Origin of the sequence: Paenibacillus nuruki (assembly GCF_001721045.1) — a bacterium.
Lineage (GTDB): Bacteria > Bacillota > Bacilli > Paenibacillales > Paenibacillaceae > Saccharibacillus > Saccharibacillus nuruki.
In genome coordinates, this window is sequence record NZ_MDER01000096.1 from 50,854 (window position 1) to 71,560 (window position 20,707).

Consider the following 20,707-nt stretch of genomic DNA (forward strand, 5'->3'; position numbering starts at 1 on the left):
GTGAAATAAGATAAATTTATGCTATACAGTAGTGCCTACCTCAAAAGGATCAAGCTCCTAAACGCAACAAAAACATTTCTAACCCTAATACTTTATCGATCGCGCCTGTTTTCATCTGATAATCCAGTCTACCCAAATGTGCTAAAATCGAGCGTAATTTCTGACTATCAAATTTACGAGCTTGTTCACCGGCTAACTTAACGACATAAGGATGTAGGCTCAGTTGAGAAGCCATCTGTTGTTGCGAATAATTCTGCCCCGCTAACTCTTTCACCTGCAACATAATACGAAATTGACGAGCAATCAGAGCCGCAATCTTGATCGGTTCTTCACGCTGTTTCAGTAGATCATAAAAAATAGTCAATGCTTGTTCTAAACGAACAGCTGCAATCTGTTCTACTAAAGCAAACACATTTTGCTCTGTACTGCGCGCAACAAGGTGCTGTACATCTTCTACCGTGATGACACCGCCTTTGCCAGCGTGTAAGCATAACTTGTCCATCTCGGCAGCTAGAATACCCAAACCAGTACCCGCAGACTGTACAAGTGCTTCTGCGGCTGTTGTAGAACATTCACATTCTAACTTTTTGGCATGACGAATCAACCATTGTAACAATTCATCTGCACCCATTGGTTGAAAAGGCAATATACACGCTGATGATGATTTAAGTGCTTTGACAATTTTTTTGCGCTCATCTAACTTTTCGCCCTGTACCCAAAAAATAATAATGCTATATTCAGCGGGGTGTTCCATGTAGCGAAGTAAAGAATCGATGCGATGCTCGATTTTGGTATCTTTGCCTGCTGTTAGTACAGAAGAGTCTCTGACAATCATCACTTTACGAGGCACCATAAAGGGAATCTCTTCTGCTTCTTCGATAACGGTCTCTAGCGGTGTTTCTGCAAGATCATATTGAGCTAGAGCAAAATCTTTATGCTCGGGTTCAATTAATTGCGAAGTTGCAAAATCAATAAACTCACGAATACGATATTTTTCATTGCCATAACATACATAAATAGCGGCTGGATTATTATTTTTAATTTCTTTACTTGCTGTTTTTAAGTCCATCTTCCGTCCCCCCAAGTTCGTCCTTTTTATTTTAACGGAAAAAGGAGCGTACGACAAAGAACTTTCCTAAATACTCGGAAAGTTCTTAATTTACACTTGTTATCATGTACATTGATGTTATTGAAGTCCAGCTGTAGAAAGTTTATACCATTTGGTTTTGCCTTCTTTAGCTACTTGATAGTTAAATGCTTTTCCATCTTTAGTCCATTGACCATTTAACCAAGTGCCGTCAATTGTAGCTGTAGCCACAACTGTGCGACCATTAATATTGTTTTTGGATAGACTATCCAATCTCAACGTATTGGATGTGGTTAATACAACTGCAAATTGCGAAGTGGGAGATACCCATTCTTGCTCTTGCTGTATGGTATTGGTACTAAATGAACGTAGCTTACTATCGTCTTTAGGTTTAGCATCTGTTTCTGGTGCTATACTATACGTTTTTGGTGCAACATCACTATCGGATGTATCCGGTGTAGTACTAGAAGCATTATCTTTAGACGATGAACTATCTTTGGACGAACTATCATCTGCACTTGATTTGGGTGCTACTGTAGATGAAGATTCATCATTATTTGCTGTACTTGGGGTAGTACTGTCTGACGATTTGGAACTGTTCGAAGAACTACTATCTGTTGTTCCTGAATCGGTTCCTGTTGCAGATGATGATTCGCTTGTGCCACTACTATCGGTATTCGGCGCAATTTCCTGCTGTTTCATCAACTGATCTTGATTACTGCTTGGGTCACTGCTCGAACTCGGCGGACTTGCTTCTGGTCCAGTCTGGGAACTTGCTGGAGGATTGCCTCCCTTGTTGCCTGAAGAAGGAGTGCTTTCCTGGCTAGTGCCTGTACCTGTATCAGGAGTCGCTTTATCTGGCGGTGTCGCTTGTGAATCTAGTGTTCCACTGTCAGGCACCGTAGTTTCTGGTGATTGATCCGACTGTGGTTGTGTATTACTTTCAGGTGAACTTGTTGATTCAGGCGTATTTGTTGCAGGTGCTTGTAAGGTAGCATCTTGTTCAGCATTGGATTTCGCTGCGCCTTTTTCTTGCTCTGCTGCTTGTTGTTCCATACTGATACTGGTTGGTGCTTGTCCTGCATCGGAAAGTGTTTTGGGTTCGTATGTTGCAATCGACACTCCAAGAATAACCCCAGCAGCGACTAGCCCACCGATCGTACGTACAGGCAGACGATCTCTCCAAGAACTTCGCTGTCTACGACGTTCAGTGAATTCATCTTTACTTTCATGTTGCGGTTCCATAATGCCGATATCAGAAGCAATCTCAGCACGACGTTCGGCATCGATATCATCTAAAGTAGGCAATATAGAATCGACTAGACTAAACCGGGGCTTAACATCTGGTAATTTCTCAAGCTGTAAAGATAAAGCGCTCATTATTCGAAATGTATCCGCATCATCAGGATTATTATCGATATGGCGGAACAGGATATCAGCATCTTCCTCGCTTAGATCACCGTCCAAATAGCGGTTCATCCATTCTTCCGCTACTTCACGTTTCATCCAGTCACTCCTCCTTTCTCATAATCTGCAAGCAGACTCTGTAATTGTTGACGGGCACGAAACAAATACGATTTCACAGTATTCAATGGCAAATCAAGACAATCTGCTATTTCGTTATAGGATAAATCTTGAATATAACGGAGTACAATCACGGTTCGGTGATGCTCTGGTAGTTGATTAATCGCTTCGCGTACATCTTCTGATGTATAAGCACGCATAACATCATGCTCTACATTATCGCGACCTTCAAAAATCATTTCATGCTCATCGATCGAGACCGTTGGTTTGTTACGTCTAAATTTATCAATACATACATTTGTCACGATTCGTTGTACCCATGTTTTAAATTGTGCTTTTTCTTCATAGGAACCGATTTTGGTATAAATACGGATCAAAGCTTCCTGAGCCGCGTCTAGAGCATCTTGTTCATTATTTAAAATGTAATATGCCGTTTTGTAGACATGATGTTCTATCTCTCTTAATAGGGTGATTAGAGCATCCCGGTCTCCCGCTTGGGCGGCCTTGATGAGTCCCTGCTCCACCACGGAGGATCCCCCTCTCCTTACAACTATTCAGACGCAAAGAGTTGCCTAATAGTTGCAGTTATTTTCAAATTAATTTTAATTAATTGATTCATTTGAATAATTAGTGGTCTACGCGCTTTATCTTGCATTACGGAAAGATGTGAACTCTGGTGTTATAAAGATTTACCCTATGTAGGATTCATCCGAATCGAATGTCAAGATGTAAACGGTTCAAGACTGTATTTAGAATAACAGAAACACTTGTATTCGTCATCCCGACAGTTGGTATGGATTAGAATACACATCTAAAGAAAGGCTGTATTGGAGGATTAAGGTAAAGGAAACATCACTCGCTCTAACATGTCTCCATCGGGTGTCACTTGAATCTGTATTTCTCCTTGCAGATCTGTACGAGCAACTTCCGAGTCTACTTGCTCTATCCGTTGCAATACTTCTTCTGTAGGATGACCGTATGTATTTGTAGCTCCTACAGAGATTACAGACAAATGAGGTTGCCAGTAGTGTAACCATTCACTAGAAGACGATGTTTTGCTACCATGATGACCGATTTTGAGTACATCAATAGGAAATGTCGATTCGGTTCGTGATGTTGCAAACGCTGAGTTAGATTCAAACGTAGACGACTGCTGAAGATGATATAATATGCCTTGTTCTTCTGCTTGATCAGCGTCTCCTGTAAATACAAAGTTACGCTTATTCATGGTCAGCAAAAATACAACCGAATAATGATTTTGATTTTCTTCACGTGGTAATCCTTTGAGCTGATTATTCTTTCCTTGATGTAATGATTCAGGAGCTAAAAAGGTCAATGTAGTCTGATCGTCGATCTGTAATTCACTACCCGGTGTAGGTGTACTCAAAGGAATTTGTTGATCTAATAGCGTCTTCATCAATGGATTCAAGCTATCTCCATCTGGCAATGTGCCATTAAAAATAAAATGATTAACCGGAATCTGCTTCACTACAGCAGGTAAGCCTCCTGCATGGTCATGATCGCCATGTGTTAAAAGAACCGCATCTAATTGATGTATCCCTCGCTTTTTGAGCAATGGAACCAGTAGCTTGTTACCAATCTCATACGGATTTTTGCGTTTTCTCCATTCTTGTCCCGGACGTTCAAATGTCATTGTGCCGCCACCATCCACCAAGATCTGCTTTCCTTGTGGAGTCGTAATCAAAATACTATCGCCTTGCCCTACATCTAAATATTGAACGATTCCGTTACCTGAAGTGGTCGGCTGAATATAACCATAGATGATCAAAATAGTGACTAAACATCCACTGATCCAACAAGCGATATATCTTCGCTTGATCCATGGAGATTGATAAGATACGGCATGCCATTTAGAATGTATAGTCTTTAAAGGCTGTGTGATGGCAGGTTGTAGATCCGTTGAATGATCCGAAGAATCAACATGTGAGGACTGTTCTCGAAATTTCCACTGTATAATACTTTGATTACAGCGTAATCCTATATAAAGCAGTACGTAATATAATAAGATCCATAACATAGAAGGCGAATACCAGATCGTTAACATGCCGGGTATAACATCGATCCAATCTACCAGATGAAATGTCCATGTGTTGATCCATGAGACTCCATTTCCAAGACTATTCGCTATAGGCAACCATACATAACTAAGAGCAAGTACGATAGATCCGATCGGCAATACAATCAAGCTTACAATCGGAACCAAGATGAAGTTAGCCACCGAGGATAATATAGAAAACTGATTAAAATAATAAATGGTTAAAGGAAACGAGATCATCTGTGCCACCCATGTTACAGCTATCGCTCCTGCCCATTTGGACGGTATCTTTTGAAGTAAAGGTTGAACTAAAGGTACAAAAATAATTAATCCCGCTGTTACGATAAAAGATAATTGAAAGCTCACATTCAGCAAATAATAAGGTTCATAGATTAACATTCCTATACAAGCAGCACATAGTATATGCAGTCCATCTTTGAGGATGCCACGGCTAAGTGCATATAGACCAATCATGCCCATAATACCTGCACGGACAGCAGATGGAGAAGCTCCTGTTAATAAGACATAGATAGGAAGAAGCACAATCACAATCAAACAAGCCCGTTCTCTGGTCACTCTCATCTGGCGTAACAGCCATAATAAAATAGCTGTATAAATGGCTACGTGCAATCCAGATATCGCCAGAATATGCGTTAATCCTTGTCTGGAAAAAGAAGCAAATGTCTCAGGATCCAGATCACCCGAGTTTCCGATCAACAATCCTTTCATATATCCACGATCATGATCATCAAATAATGCATCAATGCGTGCTCCAAGATCCGCTCGAACCTGATCGTTATAACGTAGTAGTTCCCATTTCCACTGTGCTATTTTGGATAATGGCAGTGTAGTCTTTTCCAGTGAATGGGCACCTTTTGCGCTAATGATCCAATGGACGTATTGTGTACGTAGATAATCTCTGTAGTTAAACGTATTAAAATTACGAGCTTCTCCGGGTACTTTCCATACACCTTGAATCTGTATCTGATCTCCTCGTTGCCACAAAGCCGCTGTTTGCAATTCGGATTCTTTTGCTAATTTGAGTTGAATTCTTACTTTTTCTGGTGTAGCCAGTGATTGATCTTTTTGAAAATGATATGTATTCATCAAAAAAGTAACTAGATCACCATCTATTTTGATAGGGCTAATAATGATACCACTACTTTGAACCGGTTGATCGATCATCTGTGATGCTTGAACTTGAAGGGTAGAAGGGATTCTGCTGATATTATTCACTTCATTCCAGTGCCAGTAAAGTAGCGCAATCAACATAACAGAACCTAGAATAATGATCGAACGTCGATTTTCCGGTAATAACAGATAACTTGAGCATAAAATCAGACTTAACCCTGCAAGTACCCACCCTATATATTCACTGGTTAGACAAGCGATCATACTGCCTCCAACCCATACTGCACATAATGCGACAAGTGGACGTGTTTGCAATCCTGTTCTCTCCGTTCTTGATTTATTGTGTTCAAAAGAACTATTTTTCAAGACCATCTCGCCCTCTACGCACAAAAAAAGAACCATTACCTGTATAAGTTCACACGCATCTTCAACAGATGTGGTGTACTTACAAGATAATGGTTCTTCCATATATCGTTCCCTAATTTGCGATGAGGGCAGATGAATCTTATGAAATTAGCTGATCACTGTGGTGTCAGGTGGTGGATTATAATGATCCAACTGACGGAAAATAATGCCTTTTTGCTTCATCATAGCTGTCACTTTACGTGTATCTTTGGGATAAGGACGATAATAGACGATCTCGATAATCCCACTATTGGCTAACATATTGGCACATGTCCAGCAAGGTTCGTCTGTAACATACACTACTGAACCTTCACGGTCAGCACGATCGGTAAAAAGGAGTAAATTCTGTTCGGCATGAATGGTGCGAATACAACGTTGCTTTTTGACCATTGTTTCTACACCATCCACATTGACCACTTCTACTTCTTCTGAGATCATACAACCATCTTCAGAACAATCGGGTACACCCATCGGTGCTCCATTATATGCGGTACCAAGTAACTTTTTCCCTTGTACTAAGACTGAACCGACATGACGACGCGGGCATCGTGAACGTGTCGAGACCATATGAGCAATATCCATAAAATACGTATCCCAATCTTTACGTACCAATCTTACTCCCCCTTATATCCCCTAAAGCTGTACATAAGGCAACATCTTCGCTAACATTTTGCTACCGATTCCTTTGACATTATCCAATTCATTGACACTGCCAAAAGCTCCATGTGTATTCCGATAATCGATAATCGCCTGTGCTTTCTTTTCCCCGATGCCAGGCAATTCAGTCAGTTCCGACAAACTGGCACGATTAATGCTAATCCGACCATCTTGCACACTAGCAGATGACTCAACCGTCGTTGGTACAGGTTCAGTCTGCGATGAGCTTGAATCTGTAGACGTTGCTGAGTTCATTGAAGTTGTGGTCGATCGTTTCTCACGGGTAGAAGCAGGTTCAGTTGTGATACCCTCAGCAGCTACCTCAACCGCACTCTCTTTGAGAGAAGCTGTTGCAGAAGTCGGTTCATCTCTGGAACGATCTCCTAAGTTGGTTGGTGTAGCTATTGATTCTTGTGAAGTAGAATCTTTCGTTTTGGGAGCAACTGCCTGATCTTCTGTCAGTGAAGCTTGTGCTTGTTCATTTAAAGCTGTCCATTTCGTTTCTTGATCACTGGATTGTAAAGTGCCGAACCCAATCAATCCTACACCAAGTACAGCGGACACTATCGCTGTCCATATGATATCCCGTCTCATAATTACACCTCTGCCGTCGGGACTCCAGTACATTACCGGAATCCCGGTAATAGACTCCCATCGCATAGGAGATTAAACGATTTTACTGTTAAATCAATTCATCCTACCGTAGTTAATCTATTCACTGGTTCGTGATTAGTTAGCTACAATATTTACTAATTTCCCGGGTACAGCAATGACTTTACGAACTGTTTTACCTTCGATGGCTTGTTGCACCGTTTCTAAAGACAATGCCGATTCTTCCATGGCTTTGGCATCCAAGTCTTTTGCAATTTTGTTACGTTGTACAATTTTGCCGTTCACTTGAATCACAATTTCCACTTCAGATTCCGTTGTCCATTGCTCATCAAATGTAGGCCATTCCACATACGTAATACTGCCTTCATGACCCAAACGAGTCCACAATTCTTCAGCGATATGCGGAGCAAGTGGAGATAACAATTGTACAAACTTCTCCATTAAATCGCGTGGCAATACTTCGGTTTTGTAAGCATCATTTACAAAGATCATCAACTGACTAATCGCTGTATTGAAACGAAGTCCGTCTAAGTCTTCGGTTACTTTTTTGATCGTTTTGTGAGCGGTACGTTTGAAAGCTTCATCACCTTCACTGTCAGTGATCTTCGGATTCAATTGTCCTTCATCATTGATAAATAGACGCCATACACGAGATAAGAAGCGGTACATGCCTTCTACACCATTTTCATTCCAAGGCTTCGTTGCTTCCAGTGGTCCCATAAACATTTCATATAGACGTAATGTATCTGCGCCATATTCATTGACGATATCATCTGGATTAATCACGTTACCACGAGATTTACTCATTTTCTCGTTATTATTACCTAAAATCATGCCCTGATTCACAAGTTTTTGGAAAGGCTCTTTCGTATCGACTACACCGATATCGTATAGTACTTTATGCCAGAAACGAGCGTACAACAAGTGAAGAACAGCGTGCTCTACACCACCGATATATAGATCAACAGGTAACCATTCTTTTTGCTTTTGTGGTGAACACAAAGCATCATCATTGTGTGGATCGATATAACGCAAGTAATACCAGCAACTACCTGCCCACTGTGGCATTGTATTTGTTTCACGGCGTGCTTTCATTCCTGTTTCAGAATCAATCGTTTCTACCCAGTCCGTGATATTAGCGAGTGGTGATTCGCCTGTACCTGAAGGTTTGATTTGATCAATATCAGGAAGCAATAAAGGCAATTCAGATTCAGGAACAGTCTTCATCGTCCCATCTTCTAAATGCAAAATAGGAATAGGCTCTCCCCAGTAGCGTTGACGGCTGAACAACCAATCACGTAGACGATAAGTGACTTTACCTTGTCCTTTGCCACTTTCTTCAAGCCATGCAATCATTTTAGCAATCGCATCGGTTGTATTTAATCCATTTAAGAAATCAGAATTTACATGTTCGCCTTCGCCTGTGTACACTTCTTCTTGTACACTACCACCAGCTACCACTTCTTTAATTTCCAAATTGAATTTTTTCGCAAATTCCCAGTCACGAGCATCATGGGCAGGAACAGCCATAATAGCGCCTGTACCATAACCTGCAAGAACATAATCAGCGATCCAGATTGGTAATTTTTCTCCGCCTGCTGGATTAATCGCATAAGCACCTGTAAATACGCCTGTTTTATCTTTTGCCAAATCAGTACGCTCCAGATCACTCTTATGCGTTGCTTGGTCTTGGTAAGCTTTAACAGCCGCTTTTTGTTCAGGTGTTGTAATTAGGTCTACTAATTCGTGTTCAGGAGCTAATACGCAGTATGTTGCACCGAATAATGTATCTGCACGAGTTGTAAATACCGTTAGATTCTTATCTGTACCTTCGATATCAAAATGAACTTCTGCACCGACAGATTTGCCGATCCAGTTACGCTGCATATCTTTGATACTTTCTGTCCAATCCAATTCTTCCAAATCATCTAACAGACGCTCTGCGTATTCAGTGATGCGTAACACCCATTGACGCATCGGTTTGCGGACAACCGGATGTCCTCCACGTTCACTTTTGCCATCAATAACTTCTTCATTCGCAAGTACTGTTCCTAATGCTTCACACCAGTTCACAGCTACTTCGTCTACATAAGCAAGACCTTTATTATACAGTTGGATAAAGATCCATTGTGTCCATTTGTAATACTGTGGATCGGTTGTACTGATCTCACGATCCCAATCATAAGAGAAACCTAGTGATTTAATTTGACGACGGAAATTATCAATATTTTTGAATGTAATATCACGAGGATGTTCACCTGTATCCATCGCATATTGTTCTGCCGGTAGACCAAAAGCATCCCAGCCCATTGGGTGAAGAACATTAAAACCGCGCATCCGTTTGTAACGAGACACGATATCTGTTGCTGTATACCCTTCAGGATGCCCTACATGTAGTCCTGCTCCAGATGGGTAAGGGAACATATCCAAAGCATAGAATTTCGGCTTACCTGGTTCTTCTTGTGTTTTAAATGTTTTGTGCTGATCCCAATATCCTTGCCACTTTGGTTCGATCTGCTGTGGATGATAACCGGGTTGAGCTGTTTTTGAATCTGTCATCAATGTGTCCTCCTTCGGTCTTAAAGACCGTTTGTGTCTGTGGTGTAGATTAATTTCGTTCTATTTTACTGCGCATATGCGACAAAAAAACCTCTCATCCATAGCGCATAATATCGCTAGGGACGAGAGGTTGTGTCTCGCGGTACCACCCTAGTTAGTGAACAAGCATACTTTGCTATTCACTCACTTAGTTGCCTGATAACGGTAGGAAGCCGATGTCGTTCAGAACTATTATAACAACGCTGACTATGTATCGCTAACGATCACAGCGTGCCACATATTCTTGCAACATATCTCCAAGGTGAGTTCATACCAGTATCATATCGACTTGCACCACCCGTCGACTCTCTATCATTACATGCTTACTGATATTACTATTCCTTTTCACTGAGCATTGTATTATAAAATATAACAATAGTTCTATTTTAAAAAATTCACCTGTGAAAGTCAATGATTACGCAATATTCTCTTGCACTTTGCGTTTGCCTGCTAATTTAGCGGCATCTTCTTCAGGTGTTGTAATAAATTTGGTAATAATTGCGCTGATAAAATAAAGGATAGCAAATATCCATACGACCCCTTCTGCACCGATCGTACCAATAAAAGCAAAAGCAATTGCAGGCGCAATAAATGCAGATAACCCCGCACCTAGATTCACGATCGACATGGCAGGCCCTTTATTTCCACCTGCAACCGATGGAGCAAGTGCAGCGATTGGAACATAACCGGCTAATAATCCACCCCAGATAAATCCAACAATCGTTGTAATCCACAAATTACCGTTCGTCCATTCAGGGACATAGAATAGTAATAATGTGAAAATTCCACATCCCACTCCACCAAACCACATCACCGTCTGTCTCCAACCAAACTTGTCACCGATAATCCCGAATAGTAGATTGAATACGATATTACCTAAAAAAATCGTTCCCCAAATATTGAGCCATGTACCGGTTTGTATACCGTACTGTGCCATATGTAATGGTAAAAATACAGGGAATCCGTAAGAACCTACACTATTGATAACCCGCACGATCCCACTCAATCCGACTTTGGGATGCGTTTTGACAATGGTTAAGCCTTTGCCGAGTTCACGTAATGTTTCACGGGCATTGCCTGCTTTTTTCGGTAAGCGATCACGATTGATTAACAAAGCAAAAATAGCTCCGATTCCTGCAAGTACTACAGCACTCCATAATGTCTGCATATACCCTAGATGTTTGATTGCATAACTGGAATAATAAGCTCCCAATACAAACATACCTCCGGAATAAGCGACCCAGAACCAACCAATCGCAGTACTTAATTTATTTTCAGGACTACGATAAGTGACCCATGTTAAAAAGGAATACGCAAATAATGGATATCCGAATCCTTTGACAGCATACGTTAACAACATTATTGGATAGTTCAAATCAGTGATGCCGAAAGCAATAAAAGCAGACGTACCGATTACATAAGCGATAAACCCGATCAACATCGACTTTTTCGCTCCAAATGCTTCTAAAAATACGCCTGAGAACCATGAAGCTATTGCAAGAGTGACTCCGTATACAGTAAATAGTAGACTGGCTTGTTGTACACTAAGTCCTCGTTCAACCAAATAAGGACTTAACCAACCTGCTTCTAACCCATCTCCCATCATAAAAATCAATACTCCGAGATAGCCCCAGACTAGTGTTTTGGGGATACCGACTCGATCCAATATATTCATACTCCACACTCCTTTTCTTTTTTGACTATGGATATTGATGTGTAACATCAAAAATAATTATTTTTTATCCAGAAGGGGTTGTTGCTGATTCTGCTAATTGTAATTGTGCAAAAAAGAGCTGTGCCGCATGCCATTGTTGATAATCTTTTTGCAATTGATCTGAAGATTGAGGATAAAAAGATTCTATCTGTTCTTCTTGCGTTGAATCTATACTCAAAGCTTGATTACAGATATAAGCGGCACCGACAATAGATGCATGTTCGAACCCAGCACGAATCCGAATTTCTTTGCCCAACAGATCCGCAATACTTTGGATCAGAGTACGGCTTTGTAATCCACCGCCACATGCCCAGATATACGAACGATCTAGTGATATCACTTGTGCCAGTTGATCGAAGTTCACTTTGATTGAAAATGCAATCTCATGTAAGGCGGATCTGACAAAATGAGCACGACTTAATTGATCTGATAATGGAGCATCAAATAAAAATCCTCCACGTACACGTGCATTTTTGGCAGAAGATAGATAAGAACCTAAGGCTGCAATACATTGACTTTCGCCAAGCGCATCCATCTCTTGCTCCATCACGTCATATCCTTCATTAGGATAGAAAATAGATTGCAATTTCTGATAATTCAAGCCTGTAATGCCTGGATTGGTTTCGATCAAAAATTGATGAGGTGCCGTATACGCATTAATCCATGCTTGCGCTGAATCATCGGTAGTAAATATACTTGTAATTTTAGCGATAGGTGTCGTAGTTCCTGATACGATAACAATATCTTCAGCCTCTGCGCCTGTACTATGAATAGCCAGCTGTGTATCTCCACCACCTACGATCACAGGTGTATCTATAGGTAGATTTAACTCTGCTGCTATAGCGGGTATGACTGTCCCAAGTACACTGCCTGAAGACACCAACTCTGGCAGTACAGTAGGTGAGATTCCAAGTACACTACACATCTCGTCTGACCAGTTTCCTTGCTCTACATCGTATAAAAGAGTCTCACATGCTTGAGAAGGTTCATAACTTAACGATCCACTGAGCGTATATGTCACCCAATCACTAATACTTGTCAAACGATGTAACCGTTGATACTGCTCTGAACGACGTTCGCGTAACCCGACTAATTTCATCGCTGAAAATAAAGCAGATGGTGTTCTTCCTGTTCTATGATAAATAGATGATAGATCTGTATACTGTTCTTCCCACTCTCGTCCACGGTTATCAATATTCGGTAATCCTAAATACGATTCTCCTGCTTCGTCGATCAATACAATCCCTTGACGTTGACTGGTCGAAGTAATCGCTGTGATATGAATATCAGGTACTCTAGATAATGCTACCTTCGTCAACCCGGCAATCTGTTCCCACAATACTTCAGGTACAAAGTGACGTGCATCTGGATACTGTTCATCATTGTGATAGACAATATCAGCACGTTCGATCGATAATACGTTCCCATGGATATCAACAACGGCTACACGGGCATTACCTGTACCAATATCAAAGACTAGATAAGCTTGTTGTGTCATTATTCATATCCTCCAAGATCGCTTTATTGTAGAGCACTTTCACATCAGTCTGCTGATGTTCAAACCAATCAATTAACGCGGTATTCATAATCTCTACATGATGATCTTCTACTTCATAAGTAGCACCTGCTAGATGCGGAATGGCTAATACATTCGGCAATGAAATCAATTCATAATCTTTGGGAAGTGGTGGTTCTTGATCAAATACATCAATAATCGCTCCACGAATCTGATTCTGTTGTAACCGTTCAACCAGTACATCATGATCTACCACAATCGAACGAGCCGTATTTACAAAAATAACGTCGCTTTTCATCGATTGTAATAATGTTTTATCGATCAATCCTTTGGTATCTTCAGTGACTGGTAAATGAATTGATATGATATCGCTGGTTGAAAATAACTCCTCTAACGATACTTTCTGATCACGTGGATCCGGGCTTGTCACATAAGGATCGTAATAACGAATATCACAAGGAAAGCTACGTAGAATACCTGCGGTACGCTGAGCTACAGCTCCAAAACCGACCATACCTACTGTTTTCCCTGCTAGTTCATTACCTTTGAATTTGAGATAAGCGGTTAAACTGCCACTTTGCCATTGCTTGTCTTCCAACCATTGGCTGGATGGAATAATACGACGTAGAAAAGTAATCAGACTGCCTACAACCATTTCTGCTACAGCCTGTGCATTACGTGCAGGCGTATAAAAGACTGGAATACGGCGATGGGTGGCAACAGGAACATCTACATTGGAAGGTGTTCCACGGCAGACACCGATAAATTGTAGATTGGGCACCGATTGAATAACTTTTTCAGTTACCAGATCAAGTTCTGCAATCAGTCCATCTGCTTGTGTTTCTTGTAATAAAGAAATTAATTCGTCTTCTTGATAGGCTTGTCCATGATCTTTCCAACAACGATAGATAACTTCTCCAAAAGTATCAGCGAGTTGCTGACGACCTTGCTCGTTATAAGGGGCAGTAATTAATATTTTCATTATTGAATCTCCTTTGGTACACTTAGGTGCAGTGTTATTTAAGTGAAGCTTTAAAGTAAGAAAGTATGAACTTATAGCATGTTCTCCTTTTGATCCAAATGGAAGGATCATATGAGATATAGATATGATGAGTAAAAGGATAAAATATAAAAAACCTCTTTCCCAAATCAAGGAAAGAGGTTATCTAAATATTCACTATACTGTTGTATATTTACAAACAGCTAATGCAATAATTCATCCTGCTTTCCTATCTCCCAAGCGATTCAAGCTTGCTGGAATTGGCACGTTTTTGCCGAGGTTTCGTAGGGCCAGTCCCTCCACCTCTCTGGATAGAAAATCTAATGTATGCAGTTGTCGAAAAAACTTGCAAATCAGGATCAGACACGATAAGGTATAAAACATCTAATTTTGTCGAATTCGAAATAATTTTCTTAATTCTAATTAAACCCAGTAAAAAAGTCAACATTAAATCTAAAATTTGATTTATGATAAATACAACATGTACACATCGTATGTATAATTTAAATTGTTTGATGTATTTTGAAAGGAGCTTGGTATATGTCTACTTATATTGATCAACAAGATGGGGTATTTCCTTCTGTCTGCTCACTCGATTGTCCCGATCAATGCGGACTGCTTGTTCATAAAGAAAAGGGTAAAATCGTCAAAATTGCAGGCGACCCTAATCATCCTGTTACTAAAGGCAATATCTGCAATAAAGTTCGCAATATGGCTGAACGTATCTATGATACGAAGCGTCTGACGACTCCGCTTAAACGTGTTGGTGCTAAAGGAGAAGGATCATTTGAGCCTATTTCGTGGGAAGACGCTATCTCTACCATTACATCGAATTGGAAACAAATGATTGCTACATCAGGTCCTGAAAGTATTCTTCCTTACAGTTTCTACGGAAATATGGGCAATCTGTCAGCAGAAGGTATGGATCGTCGCTTTTTCCATCATATGGGTGCCAGTCTACTAGAACGTACGATTTGTACGGCTGCCGGTTCAGCAGGATATAAATATACAATGGGTGGCAGTATCGGTGCCGATCCTGAAGATACTGTAGATACACAGCTTTTTATTTTCTGGGGAATCAATGCCGTAAGTACTAATATGCATCAAGTCACTTTAGCTCAACAAGCTCGCAAAAAAGGCGCTAAAGTCATCGTAATCGATGTTCACAAAAATCAAACAGGTCGATCAGCAGATTGGTTTATCCCTATTTTGCCGGGGACGGATAGTGCACTTGCTCTAGGCATGATGCATATTTTATTTGCCGAACATAAAGTAGACCAAGCTTTTATGGAGCAATATACCGTAGGTCATGAACAACTTCGTGAGCATGTGAAACAATACGATCCAGCCACAGTATCTGCGATTACAGGCGTACCTGTCGATGATCTATATCGGTTAACACGTATGTATGGAGATGCCAGCCCTGCTCTAATTCGCATCGGAAATGGATTACAACATCATGACAATGGTGGTATGAATGTACGTACCATTACGTGTCTGCCTGCGATTACAGGGCAATGGTTAGTACGTGGCGGTGGTGCAATCAAATCCAATACATTCCAGCTTAGCTTTAACGAAGAAGCATTACAGCGTCCAGACTTGCTCATCAATCGCAATACACGCTCTTTCAATATGAACCAATTGGGTCGTGTATTATTAGAAGAATCTGAACCTGTACAGTCTCTGTATGTGTATAATTCGAATCCTGCTGTTGTCACTCCTGAATCTAGTAAAGTGCGTAAAGGATTAGCACGAGAAGATTTGTTCACTGTTGTTCATGATCTCTTTTTAACCGAAACCGCTAAGTATGCAGATATCGTTTTACCAGCTACATCTGCTTTTGAAAATACAGATTTCTATGCGTCTTACTGGCATCATTATATGCAGATTCAACAACCTGTTATTGCTCGCTATGGTGAAAGTAAATCGAATACTGAAGTCTTTCGCTTACTTGCTACAGCTATGGGGTATGAAGAACAAGCATTACAAGACAGCGATGAACAGTTAATTCGTCAAGCGCTCGATCACCCTGCGAATCCTGCACTGAAAAATATCACCTATGATTCACTAATGGAACATCAATATGTCAAAGCAGATCGACAATATATTTTCCCAGATCGCTTACCTACACCTAGCGGTAAGATCGAATTGTATTCTGAAGATATGGAACGTGATGGATTACCTCCATTGCCAACCTATACACCACTTCAAGAACAAGGTACTCATCCTTATATTTTTGTGCCGGGTCCTAATCATAACTTTTTGAATTCAACATTCTCTAATAATGCCAAGCATATCGGTCTTGAAAAAACACCGAAGCTATTTATGAATACTACTGATGCACAGAATGCAGGTATCGAAGATGGAGACTGGGTCACCGTCTGGAACGAGCGGGGTTCTTGTGAATTGCTTGCTACGGTAGGTGAACATGTATTACCGGGTGTTGTCGTCAGTCAAGGACTGTGGGCAGATACAGATAACAATCAAGCGACACATCTAGTCAATGCTCTAACACCTGATCGCTTAGCCGATATGGGTGGCGGTGCGACATTCTTTTCCGGTCGAGTCGATGTGATGAAGAAGTCCAGTTAATATTCAAATATTTATCCATCAACGACCATAGATGTTAGACACTACTGCGTTCGATTAATGTATAGGGAATAAGCCGTTTGGCTGAAGTTAATGTAGGATCAAGGCTACGTTCATAAAATAAAGAAAAAGCTTGTCTGCCGATTTCTTGCAAATTTTGATCAATCGTCGTGAGTTGCAAGCCTGCGGAGATCGGCTGATTATCATAACCGATAATCGCTAATTGATCTGGAATACGTAGACCATATTGGCGAGCGCCTAACATCACACCTGCGGCAGCTTCATCCCCTGTAACGATCAATGCAGAAGGTGGTTTATCCATTTCAGCAATCTGTTTCGCAATTTGTTCGCCATCACTCATATGAATACAATCTGGAAAAATCCACTCTGAATACACTTCAAGCCCTGCGGCATGGAGTGTATTTTGATATGCACGGAATCGCGCTTGACTGCTGGCACTTGTTTTGCGACCAACACAATAACCGATTCGGGTATAACCACGATCTAATAAATACTGAATTCCACTACAAAAAGCATCATAATGATCAGTATAGACTGCTGATAGATTAGACTCTTCTGTATACTCACAGACGACTATAGGCCCTGATTCACTGTAGGACTGAAATTCTGCCCACGGCAATACACGTGAACATGAAATAACGCCATCCACTTGTCTTGTACTGAGCATATGTAGATATTCCCGTTCTTGATCTGGATTATATGAAGTCTGACATAACAATACATGATATCCATATTGATAAGCTTCTTCCATCACTCCTGCAATAATGGCATGATAATACGGATGATGACTAAAAGGCAAAATCAAGCCGACTGTACGTGTTTTGCCACGGATCAGACTGATCGCTTGTGAATTAGGCGTATAGCTATTCTGTTCGATCACTTGCTGAACGCGCAATCGCTTATCTTCACTGACATACGGATGATGGTTGAGCACTCTGGAGACTGTAGTGACGGATACGCCTGCTTGTTTGGCAATTTGTTTGATATTGACCATAAGGCCACTCCTTTCTGTTTATACCATTTCAATAAACTTTGTGTATTATTTCTATCATAGCTTATAAATGATAAAAACGATAAAAACCGTTTATTCTTCTTAGTCATCTAACGAAGAATAAACGGTTTATTTAGATATAAAGGGATCTTATTACAATTGTTCGCCGTTACTTTCAATTACTTGTTGATACCAGTAATAGCTCTTTTTCGGAATACGACGCATATCTTTTTCACTGTCTTCATCACGGTTAATATAGACAAATCCATACCGTTTCTGATAGCCATTCAACCAGCTTAACAAATCTGTAAATGACCAGCTACAATAACCAATCAGATCAACACCATCAGCTATAGCTTCACGGCATTGTTCGAGATGTGAACGTAAATAATCAATACGATAATCATCTTGAATACTTCCATCGGCTTCTAACTTATCGAATTCACCTAATCCATTTTCAGTAATAAAGACAGGCAATCCATAACGACTTGTAATACGGCGTAATCCTATACGAAGCCCGATCGGATCAATCGCCCAATCCCAGTTCGACGTTTCTAAATGTCCATTAGGTGTTGTTTTGTATAGCCCTGGTCGCCCTGTATCTTCATTGCTTCCTTTTTGACCAGTCGTATTCATTTTACCTTCAGCGACACCATCAATTGGATTGAATTCATAAGTGATCGTCTGATAATAATTAACACCAACAAAGTCAGGAATACCTTTGGTCAGTAGTTCAATATCACCTTCTTCAAACGTTGGTGCTAGATCATGTTCTTGCAGATAACGAAGTGCTACCTGTGGATAATGACCGAGACAATACGTATCCAGCCACCAATTATTTTGAAACTCTTCTGCATTCTCATACGCTAACATATCACGAGGTTGGCTACTCGCTGGATACGAAGGAGAATACGCAAAGCTAGGTCCTATTTTACCGTTTGGTACATATTGACGGAATGATTCGATCGCTTTGGCATTCGCAAGAAAAGCAATATGGTTCGCTTCGTAAAATCGTTTGCGATCATGTACACCCGGTGGATGCATCGCTGTAATAAAAGCATGATTCGAGTTATAATTTTGCTCATTTAAAGATACCCAATACTTCACACGATCTCCATAACGCTTATACAATGTGATGCAATACTGGTTGAAATCTTCAATCATTTCTCTGGATTCCCATGCTCCATACTCATCGGCAAGCGCTTGAGGCGCATCCCAGTGATATAGCGTTAATACAGGTTCGATCTGATTCGCAATCAATTCATCAATCAATTGATCATAGAATACTAAACCTGCTTCATTGACTTCCCCTTTACCTTGCGGATAAATACGAGGCCAACTAATCGAAAAGCGATATGCTTTAAGCCCTTGCTTTGCCATCAAAGCAATATCTTCTTTATAACGATGATAATGATCTACCGCTACATCTCCGTTGGTTCCTTTAAACGTTTTCCCTGGAATTTTGGTAAAAGAATCCCACATCGAAGGCCCTTTACCATCTTCATCCCAAGCTCCTTCTACCTGATAGGCTGCTGAAGCAGAACCCCATAGAAAATCTGTCGGAAACGCTTTTTTCTGTTCATGATGCATATTATACTCCTCCTTCAAGCTGATCATGCTTTTATGATAAAGTATGAAATGCATTTCAGATCAAGCACTGTTTATTTCAGTGGTTCAGCTAACTTCACCTGATTACGTCCCGAAGACTTCGCCACATACAATGCTCGATCTGCTTGTTCAAACATATTTTCAGGCTGATCTTGCGGATAACAACTAATTCCTATTGAGATGGTGACCTGAATAATCTGTCCATCTTCTAATTCAAATGGATGAACTTCGACCTTTTTACGAATAGACTCTGCTATCTTTAGCGTCTTTTCTATAGTGCAATCATTCAAAATAGCAGCGAATTCTTCTCCGCCTTTACGAGCACAATAATCATTCGATCGCATAGTCATCTTTAATAACTGAGCCACTTGGATCAAAATAACATCACCATTCAGATGCCCGTACGTATCATTAACTTGTTTAAAATGATCAAGATCAAACATAAGCAAACTAAAAGGCTGTGCTTGATACGCTATATTCATTGTTTTTTGCTCAAACATTTTCTCAAACGCCCTTGGATTATGAAGCCCTGTTAAGAAATCGAGATTGACCGCTTCACGCATCAGTAGTAATGCATCATCCGTACGTTTCATATAACGAAGCAAATAGTAGACGAATAAGACCGCAGGAATATAAAAAAGGGAAAAAATAATAATCGTAAAAAAGGCTTTCTCACCCAATACAGAAAAAACAGATAAACCATATACAAGTAAAATACCAAACATCATACGAACCCATTGTGATAAGACTAATTCTTTGCCTTTTTTGATAAAAAATCCAGTCACAATAAAGGTAAAGATCGCATTAAAAAAGCCAATAAATGAACTAAAATTAATCGGATCAATCAAAAAGAGTCGATATACGCCAATAATAACAGCAGTCACCAAACTACTTAATGCCCCGCCAAAATAAAAGGAAAGGATAATAGCCACTTGGCGAAGATCCAGCACGATCATATCTGATAAACGAAATGAAAAGTATTTGGTAAGCATAATACCAATCACACCAGCAAATATACCGGATACTAATTTGACATACAATGAATGGATATCGATTCGTTTACTAAGCCATTTTAATATTAAATTACCAAAGAAAAGAGTTGTGGTTAGAAACGTAAGATTGTTCAGCAGGGATTGAATAATAGTTATCATCTCAAAATCCTCATCTATGAATTTGAAAAGCATTACGTGTAGATCAA

General features: G+C 40.3%; 14 protein-coding genes, 1 riboswitch and 1 other annotated feature. Of the genes, 1 reads left to right on the plus strand and 13 read right to left on the minus strand.

Annotated elements, in window-relative coordinates; translation table 11 throughout:
- Window positions 1-49 precede the first annotated feature (49 nt).
- The 10 genes from holA to PTI45_RS22660 all read right to left on the minus strand — a co-directional run bounded on the left by holA (window position 50) and on the right by PTI45_RS22660 (window position 14,282).
- A complete protein-coding gene (gene holA / locus PTI45_RS22615) occupies window positions 50-1,069 on the minus strand; it encodes a DNA polymerase III subunit delta (protein ID WP_069329855.1) in 1,020 nt (339 codons plus the stop codon).
- A gap of 117 nt (window positions 1,070-1,186) precedes the next feature.
- Window positions 1,187-2,593: a hypothetical protein gene (locus PTI45_RS22620; protein ID WP_069329856.1), complete on the minus strand. Its 1,407-nt coding sequence runs from the start codon at window positions 2,591-2,593 to the stop codon at window positions 1,187-1,189.
- On the minus strand, window positions 2,590-3,138 hold the full coding sequence (locus PTI45_RS22625; protein ID WP_069329857.1) for an RNA polymerase sigma factor: 549 nt from the start codon (window positions 3,136-3,138) through the stop codon (window positions 2,590-2,592). The genes PTI45_RS22620 and PTI45_RS22625 overlap by 4 nt, the downstream gene beginning before the upstream one ends.
- Before the next feature lie 308 nt (window positions 3,139-3,446).
- Window positions 3,447-6,113 carry a DNA internalization-related competence protein ComEC/Rec2 gene (locus PTI45_RS22630; protein WP_175425255.1) on the minus strand — a complete coding sequence of 889 codons (2,667 nt, stop codon included), beginning with the start codon at window positions 6,111-6,113 and terminating at the stop codon, window positions 3,447-3,449.
- A 198-nt stretch (window positions 6,114-6,311) separates the two neighbouring features.
- Window positions 6,312-6,815 carry a deoxycytidylate deaminase gene (locus tag PTI45_RS22635; protein ID WP_281181708.1) on the minus strand — a complete coding sequence of 168 codons (504 nt, stop codon included), beginning with the start codon at window positions 6,813-6,815 and terminating at the stop codon, window positions 6,312-6,314.
- 21 nt (window positions 6,816-6,836) lie between these two features.
- Window positions 6,837-7,520, minus strand: a complete 684-nt coding sequence (locus PTI45_RS24515) for a ComEA family DNA-binding protein (RefSeq protein ID WP_245703547.1) — start codon at window positions 7,518-7,520, stop codon at window positions 6,837-6,839.
- 69 nt (window positions 7,521-7,589) lie between these two features.
- The gene (leuS, locus tag PTI45_RS22645; RefSeq protein ID WP_069329859.1) at window positions 7,590-10,031 is read right to left on the minus strand and encodes a leucine--tRNA ligase; all 2,442 of its coding nucleotides are present in this window, start codon (window positions 10,029-10,031) and stop codon (window positions 7,590-7,592) included.
- 115 nt (window positions 10,032-10,146) lie between these two features.
- Window positions 10,147-10,428: a binding site (T-box leader), on the minus strand.
- Window positions 10,429-10,485: 57 nt separating this feature from the next.
- Entirely contained in the window at window positions 10,486-11,739 is a 1,254-nt protein-coding gene (locus tag PTI45_RS22650) for an MFS transporter (RefSeq protein ID WP_069329906.1), read from the minus strand.
- 70 nt (window positions 11,740-11,809) lie between these two features.
- Window positions 11,810-13,285, minus strand: coding sequence for an FGGY-family carbohydrate kinase (locus PTI45_RS22655; protein ID WP_139129318.1), 1,476 nt, complete (start codon window positions 13,283-13,285; stop codon window positions 11,810-11,812).
- Window positions 13,254-14,282, minus strand: a complete 1,029-nt coding sequence (locus tag PTI45_RS22660; protein WP_069329861.1) for a 2-hydroxyacid dehydrogenase — start codon at window positions 14,280-14,282, stop codon at window positions 13,254-13,256. The genes PTI45_RS22655 and PTI45_RS22660 overlap by 32 nt, the downstream gene beginning before the upstream one ends.
- A gap of 244 nt (window positions 14,283-14,526) precedes the next feature.
- Window positions 14,527-14,618: riboswitch (SAM riboswitch) on the minus strand.
- A 222-nt stretch (window positions 14,619-14,840) separates the two neighbouring features.
- Between PTI45_RS22660 and PTI45_RS22665 the strand changes: the two genes are divergently transcribed.
- The gene (locus PTI45_RS22665; RefSeq protein WP_069329862.1) at window positions 14,841-16,892 is read left to right on the plus strand and encodes a molybdopterin oxidoreductase family protein; all 2,052 of its coding nucleotides are present in this window, start codon (window positions 14,841-14,843) and stop codon (window positions 16,890-16,892) included.
- A 34-nt stretch (window positions 16,893-16,926) separates the two neighbouring features.
- Here PTI45_RS22665 and PTI45_RS22670 read toward each other — a convergent pair whose 3' ends face one another.
- The 3 genes from PTI45_RS22670 to PTI45_RS22680 all read right to left on the minus strand — a co-directional run bounded on the left by PTI45_RS22670 (window position 16,927) and on the right by PTI45_RS22680 (window position 20,660).
- Window positions 16,927-17,904 (minus strand): LacI family DNA-binding transcriptional regulator, encoded by a 978-nt coding sequence (locus tag PTI45_RS22670; protein ID WP_069329863.1) that lies wholly within the window; start codon window positions 17,902-17,904, stop codon window positions 16,927-16,929.
- Window positions 17,905-18,054: 150 nt separating this feature from the next.
- Window positions 18,055-19,491 carry a glycoside hydrolase family 1 protein gene (locus PTI45_RS22675; protein ID WP_069329864.1) on the minus strand — a complete coding sequence of 479 codons (1,437 nt, stop codon included), beginning with the start codon at window positions 19,489-19,491 and terminating at the stop codon, window positions 18,055-18,057.
- Window positions 19,492-19,562: 71 nt separating this feature from the next.
- Window positions 19,563-20,660, minus strand: a complete 1,098-nt coding sequence (locus PTI45_RS22680) for a GGDEF domain-containing protein (protein ID WP_175425256.1) — start codon at window positions 20,658-20,660, stop codon at window positions 19,563-19,565.
- Between the last annotated feature and the right edge of the window lie 47 nt (window positions 20,661-20,707).